Origin of the sequence: Planococcus sp. 107-1 (assembly GCF_021513255.1) — a bacterium.
GTDB lineage: Bacteria > Bacillota > Bacilli > Bacillales_A > Planococcaceae > Planococcus.
Genome location: NZ_CP090977.1, coordinates 911,239 through 935,096, shown reverse-complemented (window position 1 = coordinate 935,096; position 23,858 = coordinate 911,239). Strand labels below are relative to the sequence as shown.

Annotated in this window: 16 protein-coding genes and 5 pseudogenes; 2 read left to right on the top strand and 19 right to left on the bottom strand. The window is 46.4% G+C overall.

All coding sequences use genetic code 11. From position 1 onward, the window contains the following. Positions 1 to 97: 97 nt before the first annotated feature. The gene (locus L0M13_RS04930) at positions 98 to 970 is read left to right on the top strand and encodes a TetR/AcrR family transcriptional regulator (RefSeq protein ID WP_235198585.1); all 873 of its coding nucleotides are present in this window, start codon (positions 98 to 100) and stop codon (positions 968 to 970) included. Positions 971 to 986: 16 nt separating this feature from the next. On the opposite strand, the pseudogene L0M13_RS04925 reads toward L0M13_RS04930, so the two are convergent. From L0M13_RS04925 to L0M13_RS04900, 7 genes and pseudogenes are all read right to left on the bottom strand, one after another. Beyond that, positions 987 to 2,324: pseudogene (locus L0M13_RS04925) on the bottom strand (amidase family protein). Between the two features lie 175 nt (positions 2,325 to 2,499). Continuing rightward, a complete protein-coding gene (locus L0M13_RS04920) occupies positions 2,500 to 2,658 on the bottom strand; it encodes a Fur-regulated basic protein FbpA (RefSeq protein WP_234398963.1) in 159 nt (52 codons plus the stop codon). A 201-nt stretch (positions 2,659 to 2,859) separates the two neighbouring features. Further along, positions 2,860 to 3,827: pseudogene (locus L0M13_RS04915) on the bottom strand (tRNA dihydrouridine synthase). Between the two features lie 112 nt (positions 3,828 to 3,939). Then, a pseudogene (gene rlmD, locus L0M13_RS04910) lies at positions 3,940 to 5,303 on the bottom strand (23S rRNA (uracil(1939)-C(5))-methyltransferase RlmD). Positions 5,304 to 5,422: 119 nt separating this feature from the next. Continuing rightward, on the bottom strand, positions 5,423 to 5,536 hold the full coding sequence (locus L0M13_RS18690; protein WP_397443516.1) for a cytochrome bd oxidase small subunit CydS family protein: 114 nt from the start codon (positions 5,534 to 5,536) through the stop codon (positions 5,423 to 5,425). Between the two features lie 14 nt (positions 5,537 to 5,550). Next, positions 5,551 to 6,585: a cytochrome d ubiquinol oxidase subunit II gene (locus L0M13_RS04905; protein WP_235198584.1), complete on the bottom strand. Its 1,035-nt coding sequence runs from the start codon at positions 6,583 to 6,585 to the stop codon at positions 5,551 to 5,553. Beyond that, positions 6,582 to 7,928 (bottom strand): cytochrome ubiquinol oxidase subunit I, encoded by a 1,347-nt coding sequence (locus tag L0M13_RS04900; RefSeq protein ID WP_235198583.1) that lies wholly within the window; start codon positions 7,926 to 7,928, stop codon positions 6,582 to 6,584. The genes L0M13_RS04905 and L0M13_RS04900 overlap by 4 nt, the downstream gene beginning before the upstream one ends. A 216-nt stretch (positions 7,929 to 8,144) precedes the next feature. Between L0M13_RS04900 and L0M13_RS04895 the strand changes: the two genes are divergently transcribed. Further along, entirely contained in the window at positions 8,145 to 8,573 is a 429-nt protein-coding gene (locus L0M13_RS04895) for an NUDIX hydrolase (RefSeq protein WP_235198582.1), read from the top strand. Between the two features lie 336 nt (positions 8,574 to 8,909). Here the strand turns inward: L0M13_RS04895 and L0M13_RS04890 are convergent, their stop codons facing one another. From L0M13_RS04890 to L0M13_RS04835, 12 genes and pseudogenes are all read right to left on the bottom strand, one after another. Next, a complete protein-coding gene (locus L0M13_RS04890; RefSeq protein ID WP_235198581.1) occupies positions 8,910 to 9,821 on the bottom strand; it encodes a diacylglycerol kinase in 912 nt (303 codons plus the stop codon). Positions 9,822 to 9,957: 136 nt separating this feature from the next. Then, positions 9,958 to 10,518, bottom strand: a complete 561-nt coding sequence (locus L0M13_RS04885) for a thioredoxin family protein (RefSeq protein ID WP_235198580.1) — start codon at positions 10,516 to 10,518, stop codon at positions 9,958 to 9,960. A 213-nt stretch (positions 10,519 to 10,731) separates the two neighbouring features. Then, on the bottom strand, positions 10,732 to 12,162 hold the full coding sequence (gene gatB, locus L0M13_RS04880) for an Asp-tRNA(Asn)/Glu-tRNA(Gln) amidotransferase subunit GatB (RefSeq protein ID WP_235198579.1): 1,431 nt from the start codon (positions 12,160 to 12,162) through the stop codon (positions 10,732 to 10,734). Next, the gene (gene gatA, locus L0M13_RS04875; RefSeq protein ID WP_235198578.1) at positions 12,159 to 13,628 is read right to left on the bottom strand and encodes an Asp-tRNA(Asn)/Glu-tRNA(Gln) amidotransferase subunit GatA; all 1,470 of its coding nucleotides are present in this window, start codon (positions 13,626 to 13,628) and stop codon (positions 12,159 to 12,161) included. The genes gatB and gatA overlap by 4 nt, the downstream gene beginning before the upstream one ends. Positions 13,629 to 13,646: 18 nt before the next feature. After that, complete coding sequence (gatC, locus tag L0M13_RS04870; RefSeq protein ID WP_052652458.1) at positions 13,647 to 13,937, bottom strand: Asp-tRNA(Asn)/Glu-tRNA(Gln) amidotransferase subunit GatC; 291 nt, start codon at positions 13,935 to 13,937, stop codon at positions 13,647 to 13,649. Positions 13,938 to 14,366: 429 nt separating this feature from the next. Next, on the bottom strand, positions 14,367 to 15,494 hold the full coding sequence (locus L0M13_RS04865; RefSeq protein ID WP_235198577.1) for a CamS family sex pheromone protein: 1,128 nt from the start codon (positions 15,492 to 15,494) through the stop codon (positions 14,367 to 14,369). Between the two features lie 11 nt (positions 15,495 to 15,505). Beyond that, positions 15,506 to 17,510: pseudogene (gene ligA / locus L0M13_RS04860) on the bottom strand (NAD-dependent DNA ligase LigA). 15 nt (positions 17,511 to 17,525) lie between these two features. Continuing rightward, a pseudogene (pcrA, locus tag L0M13_RS04855) lies at positions 17,526 to 19,740 on the bottom strand (DNA helicase PcrA). Positions 19,741 to 19,771: 31 nt separating this feature from the next. Next, positions 19,772 to 20,473 carry a heptaprenylglyceryl phosphate synthase gene (locus tag L0M13_RS04850; protein ID WP_235198576.1) on the bottom strand — a complete coding sequence of 234 codons (702 nt, stop codon included), beginning with the start codon at positions 20,471 to 20,473 and terminating at the stop codon, positions 19,772 to 19,774. 204 nt (positions 20,474 to 20,677) lie between these two features. Further along, complete coding sequence (locus L0M13_RS04845) at positions 20,678 to 20,998, bottom strand: YerC/YecD family TrpR-related protein (RefSeq protein WP_235198575.1); 321 nt, start codon at positions 20,996 to 20,998, stop codon at positions 20,678 to 20,680. Between the two features lie 30 nt (positions 20,999 to 21,028). Then, entirely contained in the window at positions 21,029 to 22,048 is a 1,020-nt protein-coding gene (locus L0M13_RS04840; RefSeq protein ID WP_235198574.1) for a DUF3048 domain-containing protein, read from the bottom strand. 39 nt (positions 22,049 to 22,087) lie between these two features. After that, positions 22,088 to 23,818, bottom strand: coding sequence for an adenine deaminase C-terminal domain-containing protein (locus L0M13_RS04835; RefSeq protein WP_235198573.1), 1,731 nt, complete (start codon positions 23,816 to 23,818; stop codon positions 22,088 to 22,090). Positions 23,819 to 23,858 lie beyond the last annotated feature (40 nt).

The following is a 23,858-nucleotide window of genomic DNA, read 5'->3' as shown; positions in this document are numbered from 1 at the left end:
TATAATCAAGAAAAATATACCGATAGTCCAAAAACATTGATTTGTAAGTGTTTACAGGCTATGATGATACTAGACTAAGAGTATAAAGGTGAATAAAATGAATTCAAAAAAACAGAAAATCACAAACGCGGCTTACAAGCTTTTCATCAATCAAGGCTATAATTCCTCTTCGATCCAGGATATTTTGGACGAAGCGGGCGTTTCGAAAGGCACTTTCTATAATTACTTTACTTCCAAAACGGAATGCCTGATTGCCATCATGGAATCTGTCGGCAGTGAAATTCGCCAGAAACGGATAGCGGCATCGGTTGGAAGGCCGCTTGACGACTTGAATGTTCTCGCTGAGCAATTGTATATCCGCATCCAAATGAACCGCGAAAAAAATCTTTTCGCTTTATATGAAAGCATTTTCTACTCACAAGACGAGGAGTTAAAGAAATTTGCGCGTGAAGTTTATATCACCGAATTGAATTGGATTGCCACACGGATCATCGATGTCTTCGGCGAGGAGGCTAAGCCTTATGCCTTGGATAATGCGGCAGCGGTTCACGGTTCCATTCAGCAGCTGATCAATCTTTGGAAAATCACCTCGGGGGATGAATTGCCGACCCAGGAACTGTCTTCTTTTGTTTTGAGAAGATTGAAGACCTCCATTGCCGATCAAGTGAAAGAAAATGATCGCTTTATCCAACAAACGAGCTTGCCGCTTTCTACCCCGGTGCCAGAAATGACGATCCCTGAACTGAGCGAGAATTTAAAAACTCTCATTCAGCAAGAAGACGAGCCGGATGCAAAAGAGCTGGTCCTTTTCCTTGCCGATGAACTCGTAGCAGACGAGCCGAGACATGCCTTAATGGAAAGCGTACTAGCTACACTTTCCAACAGCCATTCTTATGAACATGACTTGGTGGTGGCCCTTGAAAAAATATGGACTATTCTTCAAGAACATAAAAAAGAGGCAAAGCGATAGCAGCTTTGCCTCTTTTTTATGGTTTCTTCCTTCCATTTACGGCTTTTTCGAACGCATAGGCATACTCGATCAATGCCGGTTCGGAAAACGCATTTCCTGTAAAGGTGATCCCGAAAGGTTCGTTGTCTTCCGTGAAAATGAAAGGAACCGTTATAGAAGGCGCACCTGCAGCCGCCCCTACATTACAGCCGAAATCTTGCGGCAATAGGAGGGCATCAGCACCAGCTCTTTTCAAAGTGGCACTGATTCCGTTTTCAGCCGCTAAATACCGATTTCGCTCCAACGCTTCCACGTACTCGCGCTCAGTCAGTTCTCCGCTCATGCCATTCGCCTGTTCCAGCAGGTTCTGCCCGAATTTCAGCATCGTTTCAGCATGCTTATTGTTATAAGCAATTACATCATCCATCGAACGAATCGGATTCTCTGGATTGGATTTTGCCAAATAGGCATTTAAATCCGCTTTAAATTCATGCAGAAGAACTGCAAACCCAAGATCGTCCTGGTCAGCGCCCAAATCAATCGGGTCGATGATTTCCGCTCCGCACGTTCGCAGCGCGTCCATCGCTTTTTCAAAAAGCTTTGTTTGGCCATCCGGAATCGCTTCTTCGAAAAGCGCTCGCGGCACGGCCAGTTTCACTCCTTTTAATCCATCTTCTTTATAATGAGCCGACCAGTCATAGCCAGCAAACTTTTCAGCAAATGCTGTAATGGAATCTTCTGCGTCTTTGCCTATTAACGCAGCAAACACCGACACCGCATCCTCTACTGTCCGGCCGAATGTGCCCGGGATATCCTGTGTGTGGGAGAGAGGAATAACACCGCTCCGGCTAATCAGGCCAATGCTCGGTTTAATGCCGACTAAACTGTTCTGGGCTGCAGGGTTGATAATAGATCCAGATGTTTCTGTGCCGATAGCAGCTGCTGCCAGATTGAGCGCTACCGCAGCCGCCGAACCGGAACTGGATCCCCCCACATCAAAAGGGCCATATGGATTTTCCACTTGGCCGCCGCGGAACTGTAGCCATTGGGCATTTTATCCGACATGAAATTGGCCCATTCGGTCATATTCGTTTTTCCTAAGATGACCGCCCCCCGCTTCCCGTAATTTTTTAACGACGAATGCGTCTTCAAGGGCATAATGATTTTTCATGGCCAGCGATCCTGCACTCGTATGCATTTTATCGGCCGTATCCATATTGTCTTTGATCAGAATCGGAATGCCATGCAAAGGCGAGCGCTCGCCTTTAGTCTGTCTTTCGAAATCCAGCGCCTGGGCAATCTGCAAGGCATCCGGGTTTATTTCCAATATGGCGTTGGTTTGAGAATCGCGGATTGAAATATTTTCTTTATACATTAAAACGAGCTCTTCGGAAGTGACTTTTCCTTCTTTTAGCTCTTTCTGCATTTCAGCGAGCGTCATTTCATCCAGCCGCTCGTTCCGGTAGGCTTCCAATTTTTTATCATGCATCTTATTTCCTCCCATCTTCACCCGCATTGTCCACCCGTTTGGCAAATGAAAAAAGCCGGGATTAACCGACTTGGTCTTTTTCTGTATATGTTTTCATCAGTTCATAAAGAGATAATTCATAAAGCTGTCTGCCGTTGATCTTGAACACGTTTTGAGCCACCAACTCTTCAATCACATTCGAACGTTTATCTTCAAATTTTGATTCAGGTATTTGTTCCATGTTGTCCATTCTCTCCTTGTTAAGTCTTCCCTTTTCTTTACCCTTCCTAAAAGAGATTTAAAACCTATAAGCAAGAGAATTTGTGACAACTTTTACAATGTCGCCATCTATGTTTATTCAGCCTTATCCCTATTTTCAAAAAGAAAAGCTATCCTTGCCGCTCGGCAAATGGATAGCTTCTCTCTTATGATTTAACTGCGATCACTCAACCGGAGCCAACTCCGCTTGTTTTAGCAATTCGCGCACTTCAGCTGTCGATTTTGTGTTCATCAGTTGGTTTCTCAGTTCTCCGCTCCGCGGAACCCTTTGACGTAAATCTTGAAGAAACGGTGAAGTCCTGACATCGAACGCGGCAATTCTTCCAGGTATTTATCATGAAGGTCCAAATGCAGTTTTAATAGATCGAGCAATTCTTCACTGCCATGCTCTCTTGGCTCTTTTTCAAAAGCGAATGGATTTTTGAAAATCCCGCGGCCGATCATGACGCCGTCCACTCCGTACTGCTCGACAAGTTTCAAGCCGGTTTCGCGATCGGGAATGTCTCCGTTGATGGTCAATAACGTATTGGGTGCAATTTCATCCCGCAATTTCTTAATTTCCGGAATTAGTTCCCAATGCGCATCCGCTTGGCTCATTTCTTTTCGCGTCCGCAAATGGATGGACAAGTTGGCAATGTCTTGCTCGAAGACATGTGTCAGCCAGTCGCGCCATTCTTCAAGCTCGGAATAGCCAAGGCGAGTTTTCACGCTGACTGGCAATCCGCCCGCTTTAGCTGCCTGGATAATTTCTGCAGCCGCTTCCGAGCGAAGGATCAAGCCGCTGCCTTTACCTCTAGAGGCAACATTCGGCACCGGGCACCCCATGTTAATATCAATTCCTTTGAATCCCATTTCTGCCATGCCGATGCTCATCTGGCGGAAGAATTCCGGCTTATCGCCCCAGATATGCGCGACCATCGGCTGCTCGTCTTCCGTAAACAGCAATCGGCCCCGCACGCTTTTCATCCCTTCCGGATGGCAATAGCTTTCTGTGTTCGTAAATTCCGTGAAAAACACATCGGGTCTGCCGGCATGGCTGACGACGTGGCGGAATACGACATCCGTCACATCTTCCATTGGCGCTAGCACAAAAAATGGACGCGGCAAGTCGCGCCAAAAATTAGTTGTCATGTTGAATTTCATTCCTTTCATTCTCTTACTAATTCAGAAGGAAAGCAGACGGCCATCGAAAGCGCAGGATATCCTGACTAGACCGTCTGCTTTTCATTTATCTCCAGCTTGCTTACTCGGCAAGTTCGAGCCACGCAACAGCTTCACAGTGCGTGGATTGCGGGAACATATCGACCGGCTGCACTTCTTTTGTGCGATAGCCGCCGTCTTCGAGTATGCGCAAGTCGCGCGCTAGTGTCGCTGGGTTACACGAAACGTATACGACGCGATTCGGCCGTTGCTTCAAAATCGTACGAAGCAATTGCTCGTCGCAGCCTTTTCTCGGCGGGTCGACCATTAAAACATCTGCCGTTCGCCCTTCTTTATACCAGCGGGGGATCACTTGTTCAGCTGGACCCGCTTCAAATAATGTATTGGAAAAGCCGTTCAGTTCGGCGTTTCGCTTGGCGTCTTCAATGGCTTGGGGAACAATTTCTACACCCATGACGAATTTTGCCTGTTTAGCGAGGAACAATGAAATCGTCCCGATGCCGCAATACGCATCGATGACGGTTTCACTTCCCGTTAAATTGGCGTATTCAAGTGCTTGGCCGTAAAGAACTTCTGTTTGTTCCGGATTGATCTGATAGAACGAACGCGCGGAAATTTCAAAACGGACGTCGCCAATCCGGTCTTCAATCGCATCTTTGCCCCAAAGCGTCAAGGTTTCATCGCCGAAAATGACATTTGTTTTTTCAGGATTGACGTTTTGGATGATCGATGTCACTTCCGGAACCAGCGAACGAATTTTTTCAATTGCCTGCTCCGCTTGCTTGAATTTCTTTTTCTTCGTCACGAGGACGACCATGATTTCTCCGGTTGCCGCGCTTTACGGACCACGACGTGGCGCAGCATGCCGCGGTGCGTCGCTTCCTCGTAAGGTTCAATGCCCAGTTCATGCAGGCTTTTTTTCAAGCCTGTCATGATGGCGTCCGCTTCAGGCGTCTGGATCAGGCAGATATCCGTATCTGCAATATTATGCGACCGCGTCTGGTAAAAACCAGCTACTACCCGTCCGTTATCGGTGCCGAACGGAATCTGTGATTTGTTTCGGTAGCGCCACGGATGTTCCATGCCTTTGACTGGATGCACGGGTACATCCGGCAATTTCCCGATGCGGGTAATGGCATCGCGCACCAATTTTCGTTTGAAAGTCATCTGCCCTTCATAGGAAAGATGCTGGATTTGGCAGCCGCCGCACGTATCAAATACCGGGCAAGGCGCCGTTACGCGGAATGGTGAAGCTTGTTCTATTTGGATCAATTTGGCAAAACCATAGGATTTTAAAGTTTTCAAAACATGGACTTGGACGTCTTCTCCGGGCAGCGCGCCTTGGATGAAAAGCGGATAGCCTTCCACTTTGGCAACGCCTGCTCCATCATGGGTCAAATCTTCGACATGGACAGACAGCCGATCATTTTTTTGTACTGGTTTCAAAGTGTTCACTCCATTTCACATTGCTTTATCATACAATAAAAAAACGCGGCAGGCAAAACCTGCGCGCGCTTCACGCTGCCAAACCATCAGCAGCTCTTCTGCCTTCTTCAACAGAAGGTTTATTTTTGTTCGTCTTTCGTCACCGCTCCGTCTTTCAGGGAAATCCAGAAACCTACGACGATGGACGCAATCAGTACGATGAATGGTGCATAAAATATTAAGAAATCCTGCATATCAGTTTCCTCCTTTATGCATGATAATCCGATTTTCCTTTAACATATTCTTTATCGAATAGGAATAGGCGGAACAAGAGATACAAGGAAGGCAGCAATAGCCCTAGCCCTGCAATAAACGCCACGATCAAAGCAATCGCCATGGTCTCATTCGTGAAGCTGTCATAAATCGTTAAATACGGATACAGCAAATACGGGAAATGCGAGAATCCGTAAGCGAAAAATGCGGTGAAGAACTGTCCGACCAATAGAATAAAGGCCAGGCCGTAATTTCTTCTCTTCCAGATCAAGTAGACCGTTCCAGCGAATAACAGGAATGAAATTGCGAATACCCACCAAAGACCGATTAAGTTTTCGTAATGTTCAGGGCTGTGGCCGCGCAGTTCGTAAATGATGCCGGTTGCTGTAATAATAGCAGGCCCTGCCCAGATCAACGCGTATTTGCGCATGAGATCCGTCGCTTTCACATCACCGGCTTTATTGGCGTACCACGTCAGGAATACAGCTGAGATGTAGAGCACAGCCGTCAAACTCAATACAACAATGCTCCACATGAGCGGACTTGTAAACAGGGCCCAATAATCGAGCTGCGGATTTCCATCAACCATATTGATGAAGCCGCCTTCTGATATGGCGAGCACCGGCGATAACGCTGCCGGCAGCAAAAGTCCGGAAAGGCCATACATGTAGATATAGCCTCTATGGTTGATCTTCGCACCGTATGTCGCAAATGCGTAATACGAGCCGCGGATCGCGAGCAAGACAAGTGCGATGCTCGCCGGCACCAGTAAAGTGGTTCCATAATAAAAGGCGGTTTGCGGGAAGAACCCGATAATGCCGACAAAGAAGAAAACGAAGAAAACGTTCGTCACTTCCCATACCGGCGATAAATAACGCTGGATAATATTCGTCAAAATATGCTGTTTGTTTGTAAAGGCACTATAGGCGTTGAAGAAACCGGCGCCGAAATCAATCGACGCCACAATGACGTACAAAAATAGAAACAGCCAGAGAACTGAAATCCCGATGATTTCTAAAGTTAAAGTCATTCTTTTCCACCGTCCCTTTGAGCTTCGCGGTCAGCCAATTCTTTTTCGATCGGATTGCGTTTGTACATGCGCAGCAGAACGACAATTGTTCCGATTCCGAGAATAAAGTACAAGCCAGCAAACAAGATGATCATCAAATCGACTTGACCACTTGTCGTCGCGGCTTCTTCAACGGTCATATAGCCCCGTAAAATCCATGGCTGCCGTCCGACTTCTGTAAACCACCAGCCCGCTTCAATCGCGACTAATGCGAGCGGCCCGCTGATCAAGGTCAGCCATAGGAACCATTTCTGCTTGATGAATTTCCAGCCTCGCCAAGAAGCGACGAAATACACAAAAGAGATGAAAGCGAGCCACATGCCGATGGAAACCATGGTATCAAATAGATAATGGATCCATAGCGGCGGAACTTCATCTTTCGGAAATTCATTGAGCCCGGTAACTTCTGAATCCGGCAAACCGTGCGCCAAGATGCTCAACGCATAAGGAATTCGAATCGCATATTTCGGTTCTTCTCCATCCAATACACCGAATAAGACGAGATCTGCCCCTTCTTCGGTTTCAAAATGCCACTCTGCAGCCGCTAATTTCTCCGGCTGGTATTCAGCCAAATATTTACCCGAGAAATCTCCGATAATGGCAGTTGCAATCGCAAAAACCAATCCGAGCTTCATCGTTAAATGCAAGGCTTTTTTATGATAGATATGGTTTGAGCCTCTGATCATGCGCAGTGCAGCAATCGATGCAAGCAAGAATGCACATGTTAAGAAAGCTGTTGCCACAACGTGCGCTACTTTCGTCGGCATGGCCGGGTTGAAAATAGCTAAGAACGGACTGACATTGACCAGTTCGCCATTCAACACTTCAAAACCTTGCGGTGAATTCATGAACGCATTGACGATCGTGATGAAAACAGAGGACGCTGCTGCTCCAAGTGCTACTGGAATCAGCAATAGCAAATGTTTGCGCTGGTCTTCAAAGCGGTCCCATGTATAAAGATAGATTCCTAGGAAGATGGCTTCAAAGAAGAAAGCGAAAACTTCCATGAACAGCGGCAGTGCAATGACGTTCCCTGCCACTTGCATAAAATTCGGCCAAAGAAGCGATAATTGCAGACCGATGGCCGTACCTGTCACGACTCCGACCGCTACGGTGATGACAAATCCACGCGCCCAGCGGCGAGCCATTAAGATATAATGGTCGTCATTCTTTTTAATGCCGACCCATTGCGCAATCATGATCATGAGTGGAACGCCGACCCCGATCGTCGCATAAATAATGTGGAAAGAAAGCGTCAATAAAGTTAAGATTCGACTCAGTAAAGCAGTATCTTCAAATACCATTTACGTTTTCTCCTTTCAAAATAACCCTGTACCCCCGTGCCCCTTATATACCCCTATTGTACCTTATCTCTCCTTCTCTTCTCTTTCTTAAACCATCCAAAATCTCGACTTTTTCCCTCAGCTATGAATAACTTGTGACAAAAGGGGGTATATATAGATTGTAAAATATCTAAATATTTAGTATTCTAATTAGAATAAAAAAAAGGGTGAAACATCATGGAAACTAGACGAAAAGTATTTGCTTACATTACAAGAGGGCCAGAAGAGAATCGGGAATTATTAGTATTTGAACATAAAGGTGAGCCAGAAGCAGGACTTCAAGTTCCGGGCGGCACCATTGAAGACGACGAAATGTTGATCGATGCCCTTTACCGGGAAGTGCTTGAAGAAACCGGCTTGCCGCGTGTCGTTTTAGAGTTTGTCGGGAAAGTGCATAAATATAATTATTACCCAAACCATAAAGATAAAGTGTATGAACGCAACATCTTCCATTTTGAATATACAGGAGAACCCGTCGATTCGTGGGAACATGTCGTTATCAGCGATGGACAAGACAACGGCCGGACTTTCCAATTCCATTGGGAACCCGTCGACCATTTGCCGAAACTGGCTGCAGAACAAGATAAAGCGATTGAATTGCTGTAAACGCATTAGCTATTTTTTTAGATGATCATTTTAAAAAGCGCATGGATTTTCATCCATGCGCTTTTGCTTTTTTTATTGTCCAGGTTTCCGCTTTTCTTTGTCCAGACTTCAGCGCCTAGCTCCTCAGGTCATAAGCCGACCCAGCTGTGTGGCAAGGAACGCCACTTCGCTGTTCCTTCTTATGCCCGTCGGAGCTGGATAGGCGCTTCCGCTTTTCTTTGTCCAGACTTCAACGGCCAACTCCTCGGTCTTAAGCTGCTCCTCCTGTGCGGCAAACATGCCGCTTCGGAAGCTCAGCTTAAGTCTGCCGGAGCTGAACGGCCGTTTCCGCTTTTCTTATTTACGGTCTTTTTCACTGATTGAATCGATCGGCACCATGACTTCAATGTGCCGGGCCAGGTTTTCAAAAGTGGCTGGCAATAAGCCGCCGTATTCTCCGTCCAGATTCAACAACACCCGTTCGTCGGAAGTGACAGCAATCTTGCTTGCCTTTGCATAAATGACATGCGGATCGGATAAATGCTCTCCCCGCAGCGCCAACGTCGCTAAGCGAATGAATTCCGCCATATTGACTTCTTTTAAAATCAATAAGGTGAACTTGCCGTCGTTGATGCTGGCATCCGGCGCCAATTTTTCAAAACCGCCTACCGAGTTGGTTAAACCGATCAAGAACATCATCGCTTGGTCTTCAAAAACGTTGCCATCGTATTCGATGCGGACACGTGATGAACGGATAGATGGCAGCATTTCAATCCCTTTTAAATAATACGCCATCTGGCCAAGAACCGTTTTCAATTTACTTGGAACTTCGTAGGTTAATTCGGTCAGCCTTCCGCCCCCGGCAATATTGATAAAATGGCGATCTCCCATCAGCCCGACATCCACTGGGATCGAGTCTCCCTGCAAAATGATATCCACTGCTTTATTGATATCTCTCGGGATATGGACGGCACGGGCAAAATCATTCGTCGTCCCCATCGGGATCAAGCCGATTTTCGGCCGGTCCTCAAATTTAGAGACGCCGGAAACCACTTCGTTTAAAGTGCCATCACCGCCTACTGCGACAATCAGATCGTAATTCCGTTCAACTGCCAAAGAAGCTGCATGGATGGCATCCCCTTCTCCCGTTGTAGCATGGCAAGACGTTTCATACCCTGCCTGTTCCATTTTCTCCAGCACTTCAGGCAAATGTTTGCGGAATAATTCTCTCCCGGAAGTTGGATTATAAATAATTCGTGCACGTTTCATACGATTCAGCCTTTCTCGACGTTCTGCGTTCAATATAAAATAAGACCTGTTTCAGACAAAAGAAGTTCCCATTAAGATAGAAGATAAATTCCAAGAAAAAAACCGACGTCACGCCGGCTTTTTCTTCTTTCCCTTATTACTTCAAAATTTCGAAGAAAGTTTTGCGGATATCTTGGTAGACCGCACTCCAAAATTCTTCATTCCATACAAAGCCGTCCGAAATTTCGCCGTGCACAGTCTTTTGGTGCAACTCGAATTGCGGATCGTCTTTTTCAGGCAAACGGGATTTTTTCTCCATGACGAATTCTTGGACTTTTGGTGCACGTGGACCCCAATCTCCTAAAACTTCGCCTTCTTTGGACAAGAAAATATACTTTGGAATCGAACGTCCGCCGTTTGTTAAATAGCGATCCATCAATTCCAGATTTTCGTCGCGGTAGACACAGTGGACTTCAATACCCGAAGCTTCTGCAATCTTACGCAGGATCGCATTATTCATCATGGCATCGCCGCACCAATCCTCGGTAATTACTAAAACGTGAGGCTGCTTCTCTTTCAATAGCTCCATAAATTCCGTGTCTTCCGGAAGATTGAACTTTTCATAAATCGAATAGGATTTCTCCTGGTTCGACTCCATCAATGTCATGTATTTTTCTAAGGTGATGGCATTCTCAAAGTATTGTTGCTCCGTTGTCATTTGGTCATCACTTCTCCTTTTCCTGGCAAGCAGTAGATCCTTTTAGGACCTCAAATCTGAAATAAATTATTCTTCTTCATCCCTAGTTTACTTGTTGAAAGATAAAGCTTCAAATGTTTTATCCGTTTTAGCGGGTTCTTGAAGCAAAATAAGACAAAAAAAGGAACCGGAATCGCAATGAGCGATTCCCGTTCCACCTTTTATAGACCTCAATTAACGTTTAGCAATTTCTTCAAGCAAGATTTTATTGAGCAATGGCGGGTTTGCCTGCCCTTTCGTCTGCTTCATAATTTGGCCGACTAAGAAACCGATTGCGCGGTCTTTGCCGTTTTTAAAGTCTTCAATCGATTGCGGGTTATTGTCGAGTGCTGCAGTAACAAATTCACGCAATGTATTTTCATCCGAGATTTGGACAAGCCCTTTTGCTTTGACGATGTCGTTTGCGTCGCCGCCTTTTTCAATCAATTCCTTGAAGACTTTCTTCGCGATTTTCGAAGAAATCGTGCCGTCGGAAATCAATTTGATCATACCAGCGAGTCCTTCTGGAGTCAGTGCCGTTTCACTTAATTCTTTTTGTTCAGCATTCATATAAGCCGAAACTTCACCCATCAACCAGTTCGATGCGAGTTTCGCATCAGCGCCAGCTTCAACTGTTGCCTCGAAGAAATCAGAGATTGGCTTTGCAAGTGTCAATACCATAGCATCGTAGGAAGACAAGCCAAGTTCAGCTACATAGCGAGCTTTGCGAGCATCCGGAAGTTCAGGAATTTCCGCGCGGACACGTTCAAGCCAAGCGTCATCGATGACAATGTCCACAAGGTCCGGCTCTGGGAAGTAGCGGTAATCATCCGATCCTTCTTTTACGCGCATCAATAGTGTTTTGCCTGTTGTTTCATCGTAGCGTCTTGTTTCCTGCTCGATGATGCCGCCTGACAAAAGCACTTGTTCTTGGCGAACTTGTTCATGTTCAATGCCTTTGCGGACATAGTTGAATGAGTTCAAGTTCTTCAATTCCGTTTTTGTACCAAATTGCTCTTGGCCGTATGGACGAAGCGAAATATTGGCATCACAGCGAAGTGAGCCTTCTTCCATCCGCACATCCGATACGCCTGTATATTGGATGATGGCTTTGATTTTTTCAAGATACGCATACGCTTCGTCTGCAGTCCGGATGTCCGGCTCAGAAACGATTTCGATCAACGGTGTGCCTTGGCGGTTAAAGTCGACTAGCGAGTGGCCGTTGCCTGTATGCGTCAGTTTCCCAGCATCTTCTTCCATATGAAGGCGGGTAATGCCGATGCGTTTTTTCTCACCATTGACTTCAATTTCTACCCAGCCGTGTTCGCCGATTGGCTGATCAAATTGAGAGATTTGGTAAGCTTTCGGGTTATCCGGATAGAAATAGTTTTTGCGGTCGAATTTCGTGTGGCGGGTAATTTCACAGTTTAATGCTAGCGCCGCTTTCATTGCCCAGTCCACTGCCGTTTTGTTGACGACCGGTAAAACACCTGGATAGCCAAGATCGATGACGTTTGTGTTCGTGTTCGGTTCCGCACCAAAATGGGCCGGTGCAGGAGAGAACATTTTCGATTCTGTTTTAAGTTCTACGTGGACTTCAAGTCCAATGATCGTTTCAAAGTTCATTGTGCTGCTCCCTCCCAAATCTGAGGAGTTTGTTTATGGAAATCGGTTGCTTTTTCAAAAACATCCGCAACACGATAAATCGTTTCCTCATCAAAATACTTGCCGATGATTTGTAAGCCAAGCGGCAACCCGTTTTCAAATCCACATGGAATCGAAATTGCCGGTACGCCTGCCAAGTTGACTGGAATCGTCAAAATATCATTGGCATACATCGTTAATGGATCATCAATCTTTTCACCGATTTTAAATGCCGGTGTTGGCGTTGTTGGTCCGATGATGACATCGAATTTTTCGAAAGCATCGTCGAAATCTTTTTTGATCAAAGTCCGGACTTTTTGCGCTTTTTTGTAATAAGCGTCGTAGTAGCCTGAACTTAATGCATAGGTTCCAAGCATGATGCGGCGTTTTACTTCATCACCGAAGCCTTCAGAACGTGTATTCATATAGAACTCCAGCAAATTGCCTGCTTTTTCTGTGCGGTATCCGTAGCGGATTCCGTCGAAGCGGGACAAGTTGGAGGAAGCTTCTGAAGAAGCGAGCAAATAATAAGTGGCAAGCGCATATTTTGAATGCGGCAACGAAATCTCTTCCCACGTCGCCCCTTTTTCTTCAAGAACTGCAAGGGCTTCACGAACCGCTTGTTTCGCAGCTTCGCCAACGCCTTCAGCAAAATATTCTGTAGGAACGCCAATGCGCAGCCCTTTAATATCGCCAGTCAATGCTGCCGCGAAATTCGGCACTTCGATATTTGCAGAAGTCGAATCGCGTTCGTCGTGCCCGGAAATCGCTTCAAGCAATAACGCGTTGTCTTTTACGGTTCTTGTAATCGGTCCGATTTGGTCTAAAGAAGACGCATAAGCGATCAAACCGAAACGGGAAACCCGTCCGTATGTCGGCTTCATTCCGACAACGCCGCAGAATGCTGCCGGCTGGCGGATCGAACCGCCTGTATCAGAACCTAATGTAAAAGGCACTTCCCCTGCAGCAACCGCTGCTGCCGAACCGCCTGAAGATCCGCCCGGAACCGTTTCTAAGTTCCACGGATTTTTCGTATTTTTATAGTACGAGTTTTCATTGGAAGAACCCATCGCAAACTCGTCCATATTCAATTTACCGACTGTGATCATTCCAGCAGCTTTTAGTTTTTCTACAACAGTTGCGTTGTAGATTGGATTGAATCCTTGAAGGATTCGGCTAGAAGCTGTAGTTTCAATGCCTTCGGTTACGATATTGTCTTTTACTCCGATTGGCAGCCCGAATAATGGCCCACGTTCAGCTAAAGGCGTTTTATCCATTTCTTCTGCCTGCTTTGTTGCCTGTTCTTTATTCATCGCCAAAAATGCATCCACTTTTGGATCCAGTTTTTCAATACGGTCAAATGCCTGTTTCGTGATTTCAGCAATGCTGACTTCTTTTTTATGTATCAAGTCCTGCAATTCTGCTGCTGTCTTATCAACTAAGTTCATTTATTTCCCTCCTCACAATTATTCTAAAATCGTTGGAACTTTTACTTGTCCCGCTTCGTGTTCTTTCACGTTTTTCAAAACCAGTTCCCGGTCTAATCCAGGGACGGATTTGTCTTCACGCAATACATTGACCATTTGCAATACATGCGTTGTCGGCTCTACATTTTCCGTATCCAATTCATTAAGCAATTCCATTGCATTCGTAATTGCTTCCAATTGATCCGCAAAATGTACTGCTTCCTCATCAGTAATGGCCAAGCGCGCCAAATGTGCTACTTCAATTACTTCTTCTTTTGTCATTTTCGCCATTTCTCTACACCTCCGGATTCAGTAAACATACGCTCTATCATATCATTTTTTTACGAAAAGCGGAAGCGCCCGGGTAGATTCGACAGGCATAAGACGCTTTGGCGAAGCGGCGTTCTTCAGCCGCACAGCCGGAGTGGCTTATGACCCCGAGAATCTGGGCGCTGGAGTCTGGACAATCCGAAAAGCGAAAGCGGCTATCCAGCTCTGACGGGCATAAGACGGAACAGCGAAGCGGCGCTCTTTGCCGCATAGCTGGGCTGGCTTATGACCCGAAGAGCTAGCCGCTGGAGTCTGGACAATCCGAAAAGCGGAAGCGCCCGGGTAGATTCGACAGGCATAAGAGGCTTTGGCCGGATAGCTAGGCGCTGAAGCCCGGCCAGAAAAAATGAACAGGGACAGCCGGATGGCTGCCCCTGTTTCTCTCACAGATTAGTCATAAATATGAACAACTGGTTCTGTTTGATCGATTTTCCGTAGAATCAGCGCTTCTGGCCCATTCGTTGAAGTTACACTGATTTCAACTTGGATGTTCTCCGGAAAATGCTCTAATACCAATCCGGTCAAGTATTGGGTAAACCCAATGACTTCAGCGGATCCGTAGAACTGGATGGGAATGTCAATCTGCATTTTGCGGATCTGGTCTTCCTGATAAAATCCAGTGCCGATTACACTTGTGAAGTTTGAAAAATACTCTTCCACATCTTGCTTGAAATTGCGGAATTTCGTATCAATGGCCCGGTACTTTTCTTCTGTATTCGAAGAAGGGAAAATGACGTATTCTTCATTGACTGAATTCCAATTTGCGACTGCGCCTTGTCCACCCGGAGCTACACCATAAGAAAAATAAGTTCCAGGGGCAATCGCGCCACGGGTATTCTGCTTAAACAAGCCAACCATGATCGGCACGTCTTTCATGCCTTCCTTTTCACGGAGGCGCTTCACGATTTCATCCGCCATCCGCTTTCCTTCTTTATCCAATTGAGCTTGCGGCACTGACTCTTCGTAGGTAGCACCGTCAGAAGTGTTATAGTAAACCGAATTCAGTGCAAGTCCGATCGACACACCGCCGAGCCGAATCGTTTCATTGTCCGTTTTGACTAAGTAATTCTGTTCAATGATATGCGCTAAAATTTCCGCAGAAGGATGTTCCCCCGCTTCTTTTTGTGCCGCTGTCCGTCCATCAGCCGGATTTAACCCAAGCGGATTCTCTTCCGTCTTGCGTCCTAACCAGTTTGTCGCGTCTTCTTCTGTTATTTTCTGGCCTTCTTGGAAATAATAATCATCCGGAGAAAATTGGTGCTGCGATATGCGGAGAAGCCCGCTTTCCGCTTCTTTGATATCATAGCGTGAATAAATCCGGTTAATGATTTTTCCGCGCGTGGCACTTTCTTTATAAGGCAGCAGCGTCCGATAATACGCTGCATCCAGCTGGATGCTCGGAATGATTGCCGTTTCCACTTCTTCCTCTGTATTAAGCACTTCTGTATCATCTGACACAGAAGGCACACATCCCGTAAGCAACAATAAACTGACCGGGATCCACCAAATGCGTTTCATGTTAAATCTCCTCATTTATTCAATTCTTCCAGAAGACGTTCCTCGTCCCAAACATCGACTTTGAGTTCCATCGCTTTCGCCAGTTTTGAACCGGCCTCTTCTCCAGCGATAACCAGGTCCGTCTTCTTGCTGACAGAGCCTGAAACGGTTCCACCCAGCGCTTCAATACGGGCTTGCGCCTCTCCGCGCGTCAATTGTTCCAATTTCCCCGTCAATACAATTTTCTTGCCGGCGAAGCTGTTCGCACCGCTTCGACGCGGATACGTGTTCCGGTATACGTTAAATTGACGTCAGCTGCAGCTAAACGTTCCATCAATTGCTGAACTTCTTCTGTTTCAAAATAGGAAACAATCGAATCCGCCATTTTTTCGCCGATCTCGTGTATTTCGATCAATTCTTCTTTCGAAGCTTTCATCAATTTTTCCATTGAACCGTAATGCTCGGATAAGATGCGTGCGCCCCTTTCGCCGACATGGCGGATTCCAAGGCCGAATAATAGCTTTTCCATCGAGTTGCTGCGGGAAGCGTCGATCGCCGCAATCAAATTGCCGGCCGATTTTTCGCCCATGCGGTCAAGCGTCAGCAATTGCTCTTTCGTCAATTTGTACAAATCGGAAATATCGGCAATCAGGCCTTCGCGGTATAATTGCTCCACCACTTTTTCGCCTAAGCCATCGATATTCATTGCATTGCGCGAAACGAAATGGATGATGCCTTCTGTGATCTGTGCAGGGCATTGCGGATTGACGCAGCGAAGCGCCACTTCCCCTTCAATGCGGATCAGTTCACTGTCGCAAGCCGGACAATTTTCAGGCATGCTGAAAGGCTCTTCCTCACCAGTGCGCTGCTCGATCAAAGCAGACACCACTTCAGGAATGATATCGCCCGCTTTGCGGATAATCACGCGGTCACCGATGCGGATATCTTTTTCTTTAATCAAATCTTCATTGTGAAGCGAAGCCCGCTGTACAGTTGTTCCTGCTACGGAAACGGGATCCAGGATGGCGGTCGGTGTCACAACGCCGGTACGGCCAACACTCAATTCAATATCACGGACAGTCGTCATCACTTCTTCTGCCGGGAACTTATAGGCCGTTGCCCATTTCGGACTTTTGGCAGTAAATCCAAGTTCCTGCTGATGAAGATAGCTGTTCACTTTGATGACAATCCCATCAATTTCATACGCCAAGCTTGAACGCTCCGCACTCCATTTCTCTATATAAGCCAGCACCTCTTCTACGCTATTGCAGACTTCCCGTTCATTATTCGTTTTAAAACCAAGCGCCTCGATGTATTGAAGCGTTTCTTCGTGTTCACTCAAACCGTAGTTTTGCCCGTCGCCTCCAAGTGCATAAATGAAAACATCCAAATTGCGGCTAGCCGCAATTTTCGGGTCAAGCTGACGAAGCGATCCGGCTGCTGCGTTTCGAGGATTGGCAAAAAGTTCTTCCCCACGCTCGCCGCGTTCCCCGTTTAAATTATGGAAAGATTTCTTCGGCATGAATACTTCGCCGCGCACTTCAAGGGAAACCGATTCTTTGATCTTCAATGGAATCGTCCGCACCGTCCGAAGGTTGGCAGTAATGTCTTCTCCAATCCGTCCGTCTCCGCGGTGGCACCTCTAAGAAATTGTCCGTTTTCATAAATAAGCGAAACGGCCAATCCATCAATTTTCAACTCACAGACATACTGAATGTTCTCGCCTGCACCATTTCTGACACGCTTATCGAAATCCCGGATGTCCTGCTCGTTAAAGACGTTTGACAGGCTGAGCATCGGCTGGTCATGCGTCACTTTTTCGAATCCTGAAATCGGTGTCCCGCCGACGCGCTGCGTTGGCGAATCCGGGAAGATCAAATCAGGATAAAGCGTTTCAAGTTCAATCAATTCATGCAGCAATTGATCATAAACAGAGTCCGGGACTGCCGGCTTATCCAATACATAATAAGCGTGGCCATACCCACGAAGCTGTTCGTTCAATTCAATAACGCGCTGCTCTGCTTTTAAACGGTCCATAAAGGTTCCTCCCGGCTATTCTTTTTCAATTGGTGCGAATTTTGCCAGCAGGCGTTTGATGCCTACCGGGCTTGGGAAAGCGATATCGAGCTCCATCTGCTCCCCTTCGCCTTTCACACTGACAACTGTACCCGTACCCCATTTTTTATGTTTGGCGCGGTTTCCAGGCTGCCATCCAAGTTTATCTCCACCCGATTGCTGGTAAGCCGGGCGGGGTCACTGCGGCGCGTTTCGGAGCTTGTCTGTAGCTCGTCGGAGCGCCTGCCCGGTAATTCGCCATCGTCTGTTCAATCAACTCTTCTGAAATCTCGCTGATAAACCGGGAAGGCATATTGTAATTGCTTTTGCCGAAGAGGGTACGCGAAGTCGCATGCGTTAAATAAAGGCGATGCTCTGCCCGCGTAATTCCGACATAGGCCAAGCGCCGTTCTTCTTCCAATTCATCATCATCCAGATTTGAACGGGAATGCGGAAAGACGTTTTCTTCTAAGCCGATGATGAAAACAACCGGGAATTCAAGCCCTTTTGCCGCGTGCATCGTCATTAAGATGATCGGTCCATCGGCATCTTCCTCGTCATCCAACGAATCGATGTCGGAAATCAACGCCAAGTCCGTCAAAAACGCCACTAAGGATTTATCATCGCTTTGCTTCTCAAATGCTTTTGTCACCGATAAGAACTCTTCCAAGTTTTCCAGGCGGCTTTCGCCTTCAATGGTTTTATCGTTTTGCAGCATTTGGCGGTAGCCTGATTTCTTCAGCACTTCTTCGACCAATTCCGTTACAGATAAAAATTCCTGCATTTGGGTGAAGCCATCAATCATGGAACGGAATTCAAGGACTGTCTGTGCCGTTTTCGCTGTCAGTCCCATAAAATCAGCTTCTTGCAAGGCATCCATGATGGTGCGGTCTTGGTCGATCGCGAAACGGGCCATGCGTTCAAAAGACGTTGCCCCGATGCCGCGCTTCGGCTCATTGATGATCCGAGCAAGCGATAAATCATCGTCGTTATTCGCAATCAACCTTAAATAAGCGAGTAAATCCTTGATTTCTTTGCGGTCATAGAACTTGGTGCCGCCGACGATGCTGTAGGACATATTCGATTTGACGAACATTTCCTCCATGACACGCGACTGGGCATTCGTCCGGTAAAGAATGGCAAAGTCAGATGTTTTATAGCCTTCTTCTTCCATCAATTTCTGGATAGTCTGTACGACAAATTGCGCTTCCTGCCGTTCATCTCCCGCTTTATGGAGAATGATTGAAGGGCCTTCATCGTTATCTGTGCGCAGTTCTTTCGGGTAGCGGCTTGTATTCTTTTTAATGACATCATTCGCTGCCTGTAAAATCCGTTTCGTCGAACGGTAATTCTGCTCAAGCATGATGACTTTGGCATTCGGATAATCTTTTTCAAACGAAAGGATATTCGTGATATCCGCCGCGGCCAGCGGTATATCGACTGGTCAGAATCCCCTACTACGCAGATATTCTTGAATTTGCTTGCCAGTTTCTGCACCAACTGGTATTGGGCATTATTTGTATCCTGGTATTCATCCACATGGATGTACTGGAATTTGTTCTGGTAGAATTCCAATACGTCCGGTACGGTATTGAACAATTTCAATGTCGTCATGATCAAATCATCGAAATCGAGTGATTGGTTTTTCTTCAAACGTTTTTCATAAGCCACATAAACTTCCGACACGGTTTTTTCATATGGATTATGCGCATTCATATTCGCTGCAAATTCACTGGCATCGATGCATTCGTTTTTCGCCGAAGAAATGGCATTCAGCATCGTCCGCGGCTCATACTTTTTCGGATCCAGGTTTTGCTGCTTCAATACGTTTTTAATAACCGTCAGTTGGTCTGTCGTATCCAAGATCGAAAAGTTTTTTCGAAAATCCAAGCTGGTCGATGTTCCGGCGTAAAATCCGCACGCACATCGAGTGGAATGTAGAAACCCACATCCGCTCCCCTGTTCCGTGGCCAAGGAGTCCATCGATCCGGCTGCGCATTTCACGCGCTGCCTTGTTTGTAAAAGTGATCGCTAAAATATTGGAAGGATAAACCTCTTTTTCCAATACCAAATAAGCGATACGGTGAGTGAGCACGCGTGTCTTCCCGGATCCGGCACCTGCCATGATCAAGAGCGGCCCTTCTGTCGTTTTTACTGCTTGTTCTTGTTCCGGGTTCATTCCTCTAAGTAAATTCTTTGTAATGATTTCCATTTCGCACCACCTCGAACATCTGTTCTTTCTATTATAGCGAGTTGTTGTCTAGTTCCGCAACTGCCTGGACAGTCGCTAATGCCTGTTCCAAGTCTTCATAGAGGATGTTGCCGACCACCACTGTGTCCGCAATATGCGCCATTTCCTGCGCTTTCTGCACCGAATCGATGCCGCCTCCGTAAAATAACCGCGTCTGGTCAAGGACGTTCTTAACTTGCCCTACCAATTCACGGTCGCCGTAGGCTCCACTGTATTCCATATAAAAAATCGGCAGCCGGAAAAAATGCTCCGCCATTCTCGCATAAGCGAGTACATCTTCCGCCGATAAATCCGTTTTTGCCCCAGTCAATTCCGCAGCTTTGCAAGCTGGATTCAAAATGCAATACGCTTCCGGAATGAGTTCTTCCCAATCCATAATTTCTCCGTATTCCCGGATTGCTTCATGATGAAGCCCTTTAATCCAAAGCGGATTGTCGCTATTCAACACTGTGGGAATAAAATAATAATCGAATCCCGGAGTCACCGATTCAATTGTCGAAACTTCGAGTACGACCGGAACTGTAAACCGGCGGACTCGCGCCATTAAATCCAAGACATTGTCGAGTGTGACATTATCACTGCCGCCAATCAAGATGGCATCAGTCCCAGATTCGCAAATTCGTTCCAACTGTCCATCTGAAATTGACTTTGCCGGGTCTAATTTAAATACATGCCGCCATGTTTGAAAGTCCATCATCGTCCACCTAACTTCGCTTCTCTATTCGCTCTTTCATTATAGCAAAAAAAGGGCTGTCCATTAAGCCGAATAGCAGACTCACTGGACAACCCTCTTCTTTTTCTCATGCCAAAGCCCGATAGGAACAGTGCTTCTAGCAGGCCAAGCGGAAAACTCCGCTTAAACCGAGCCCATTCAGACGACTTTATGCCTTCCCATTTTTCAGCCTTTCGGCAGCTCAAATGGCTTTTCGTCTGGATACAATCTGCCCAGCATTTCATCATAGCCATCATTGCCATAATTCAAGCATCGACGGACTCGCGAAATCGTAGCAGTGCTGGCACCTGTTTCGTTTTTGATCTTTTCGTAGGTCTTTTTCATCCGCAGCATATGAGCAACTTCTAGGCGCTGCGAAAGTGATTGAATTTCACTGATGGTGCACAAATCATCAAAAAAGCGATAAGCTTCTTCTTTGTCTTTCAGCGCAAGAATCGCTTCAATTAATTGGTCTGTCTGTGCGCCTCGGATTTTATCTACCTGCATACAGTTTCACCGTCCTTTCATTTCAAAGTATTATGGCGTGGCACTGACCATTCCATCCAGTCCTGGATTTTCCGGAATGAGATGGATCCATGTTTTGCCTGGCGCCAATTTTACAGGTTCGCCATTCTGAACCGGGACCAGCATTCCATTTTCAACGGTCCACTCGGCTTCAAGCCGGCCGCCTCCGTGGAACACAAGCGCATCTCCACCGCTTTCCAGATCAATCGCCAACCGTCCCTTTTCGTCAATCACGTCATGAGCAGTTTCAAAAAATACAACATTGGCGATCTCCATGATTTCAAGCGACTCTTTATCGCCTGTCAAAACCCCGCCAGAAGATCGGCTGTATTTGTGGGTCGTTTCATCATATGTATAGACATTTTGAAACATGGGATCTGAACCGTACGCGACTTCTATTAAAGAAGCCTGTTCCATCAGTTTAGCACTTTCAGAGTTTTCATAGAAATGATATGCTGACTCCCCGCCAAAAGAAGGTTCGGCATCCACCATCTCCATTCCTGTTTTTATATTATCAAAACTGATATAGGAATTATGCGGAGCTATCCGGTCAGTTGAACGCTGAAACAAGCTGCCGTCATAAGCCATGCCATTGATGTGTTCGACAACTCTTCTGTCCAACAGCATTTTCGCATCCGGGCTGTAGCCATGCGCTACGAAAAAAGCATCGTAATTTGCTGCTAACTGAACAAAATAATCTCGCGCACTGCGAATCGGCCCGATTTGGTTCGGGATGTCACTTTGATAGAGCGCGAGAAATCTCGTAACATTTCCTTCCGCCAACAATTCAAAAACCATATCCGCTTGTGTCAGCCCTGTTTGTGGCCGTGCATGCGGATGGTTGTTAATAACTGCCATGACAGGCCGCTGGTTCAATTCCTGTTCCCTTTCCATCCCTGTAAACGGAGCGGTAGTCTCTCCTGGTTCTTCGTCAGGCATTTCTGGTTCTAGTATTGCTTCCGGCTCAGCCGGCTCTTCTTTTTTCTCGCTCATCATCCAAAAGACAGCAGCTGCCGCTGCCGCCCAAAGCAAGATGATCCATATAAGCCATGACTTTTTTTCATTGTCTGTTTACCTCATAAACGCTGGAAATAAGATTTTTTTATTCATCACATCGTAAATCCCTCTTTGGGTGATGCGGACGTAAGGCAAATGGGTCGCCTGTAGGAATAGTAGCGTGTAGACGGCATCTCCTTTTGTATAGCCGCGGTCTTTCAGCGCTTTTTTCAATACCATTTCCTGCGGAATCAATTCTTCCATCGGCAGCTCTGACATCACCCCGCCGATCGGTAGCGGAAGCGAACAAACGGTTTCTCCTTCTTCAACAAGAACAATCCCGCCTTTCAAACGCTTCAGTTCATCGAAAGCGCGCCACATGTCTTTTCGGCTCTTGCCGATCAGAATGATATCTCCTGTATTGGAATAGGACGAAGCAAATCCACTCACGCCGGCTGCAAAACCTTTAATCAATGTGTTTACGCGCCATTTTCCATGTTTATCGAGAAGCATCAGAAAGCTTTCTTCATGATCTTGCGAAAGCGTTCCATCATGCGTATCGACACTCACTGAATAAGGTTTTGTAATCACATCATTGATCATTTCAATCCCGAATGGCATCGAAAATTGGAAGTCATCTTCTGTTAAGTCAAAGTCGAGTTCCAAGTCCGGCATCACGGACCAATCGATTTTCGGCAAGTCAAAGACTTTCTTGCCGTCCCGTTTTAGCCAAACCCCTTTTGAAATAACACCGGATGGCACAGGGTTCTCCAGCGAATCCAAAATGTTCAAGTTGGCAAAACGCCCAGTCGCAATCAAACCGTGCAAACTTGTCACATTGTAATACCGGGCTACATTATAAGACGCCATCATGTACGCATCAATTGCCGGCACTCCCGCTTCTAAAGCGATTTTGATGCAAAGGTCCATCACGCCGTCCAAGTGGAAGCCGGGAGTTGAACCATCCGTCGTCATCATTAATTTATCAAAGACATTCAGCTCTTTTTCCACAATGCCTTTCAACAATTCCGGCAAATCCGGCCGGATGGAGGAATGGCGAAGCGTGACGCCATAACCGTGGAGGAGGCGCATTTCCACTTCTTCCACAGTCATCGCTTCATGGTCTCCGTCTGCCCCTAGCAAACGCATGCGCGCAAGGGTTTTCTCGGAAGCACCTGGGAAATGCCCTTCAATTTTTTTCAAGCTCATTTTCGCTTTTTGAATCCAGTAAAGCATTTGATCGTCGCCAGCCAAAAGCTTCGGCCATCCGGTCAATTCGCCGCCTAGCCAGACGTCGGTCCGCTCCAGCCACTCTCCGACTGATTTTGAAGTGAACAACCGGTCTTCTTCGCTCAGCTCCGTCTGCGAGTCAAATCTCGTCCACCAATAAAAGTTAAAAGGCAGCTCTGCCATTTCATCCAATAATGAAAACGCTTTCTCATTTTCCAATGATAAAAACAAAGTCAAGTTGTCGGATAGGAACGTGGTAGTTCCGCCTTGAGCTGCATAATTCGCAAATGTTTGGGGGTTATAGAGCTGATAAGGGTGGACATGGGGTTCAATATAACCCGGCACGATATATTTCCCTTCCATCTCAATCACTTCTGTGGATGCATCGACTTTCGCCATATCCGGTCCTGCATAAACGATGCGATCCCCTTTTATCCATATATTTCCGGTCATCCATTTTTTGAAAATGCCATGCAAATAAGTAGCATTGACCAATAAGAGATCCGGTGCTAATTCTTTATCGATAATCTTAAGTTGTTGTCTGATTTCAGTATTTCTCCATAATGGGTTTCCCATATCCGGCACCTTCTTCCTCTATCTCTATGCATAATATCGT

What these genes read in the sequence shown, in the direction of transcription:
- L0M13_RS04930 (WP_235198585.1), top strand. Translation starts at nt 98, where the DNA reads ATGAATTCAAAAAAACAGAAAATCACAAACGCGGCTTACAAGCTTTTC.
- L0M13_RS04920 (WP_234398963.1), bottom strand. Translation starts at nt 2,658, where the DNA reads ATGGAACAAATACCTGAATCAAAATTTGAAGATAAACGTTCGAATGTG.
- L0M13_RS18690 (WP_397443516.1), bottom strand. Translation starts at nt 5,536, where the DNA reads ATGCAGGATTTCTTAATATTTTATGCACCATTCATCGTACTGATTGCG.
- L0M13_RS04905 (WP_235198584.1), bottom strand. Translation starts at nt 6,585, where the DNA reads ATGACTTTAACTTTAGAAATCATCGGGATTTCAGTTCTCTGGCTGTTT.
- L0M13_RS04900 (WP_235198583.1), bottom strand. Translation starts at nt 7,928, where the DNA reads ATGGTATTTGAAGATACTGCTTTACTGAGTCGAATCTTAACTTTATTG.
- L0M13_RS04895 (WP_235198582.1), top strand. Translation starts at nt 8,145, where the DNA reads ATGGAAACTAGACGAAAAGTATTTGCTTACATTACAAGAGGGCCAGAA.
- L0M13_RS04890 (WP_235198581.1), bottom strand. Translation starts at nt 9,821, where the DNA reads ATGAAACGTGCACGAATTATTTATAATCCAACTTCCGGGAGAGAATTA.
- L0M13_RS04885 (WP_235198580.1), bottom strand. Translation starts at nt 10,518, where the DNA reads ATGACAACGGAGCAACAATACTTTGAGAATGCCATCACCTTAGAAAAA.
- gatB (WP_235198579.1), bottom strand. Translation starts at nt 12,162, where the DNA reads ATGAACTTTGAAACGATCATTGGACTTGAAGTCCACGTAGAACTTAAA.
- gatA (WP_235198578.1), bottom strand. Translation starts at nt 13,628, where the DNA reads ATGAACTTAGTTGATAAGACAGCAGCAGAATTGCAGGACTTGATACAT.
- gatC (WP_052652458.1), bottom strand. Translation starts at nt 13,937, where the DNA reads ATGGCGAAAATGACAAAAGAAGAAGTAATTGAAGTAGCACATTTGGCG.
- L0M13_RS04865 (WP_235198577.1), bottom strand. Translation starts at nt 15,494, where the DNA reads ATGAAACGCATTTGGTGGATCCCGGTCAGTTTATTGTTGCTTACGGGA.
- L0M13_RS04850 (WP_235198576.1), bottom strand. Translation starts at nt 20,473, where the DNA reads ATGGACTTTCAAACATGGCGGCATGTATTTAAATTAGACCCGGCAAAG.
- L0M13_RS04845 (WP_235198575.1), bottom strand. Translation starts at nt 20,998, where the DNA reads ATGCAGGTAGATAAAATCCGAGGCGCACAGACAGACCAATTAATTGAA.
- L0M13_RS04835 (WP_235198573.1), bottom strand. Translation starts at nt 23,818, where the DNA reads ATGGGAAACCCATTATGGAGAAATACTGAAATCAGACAACAACTTAAG.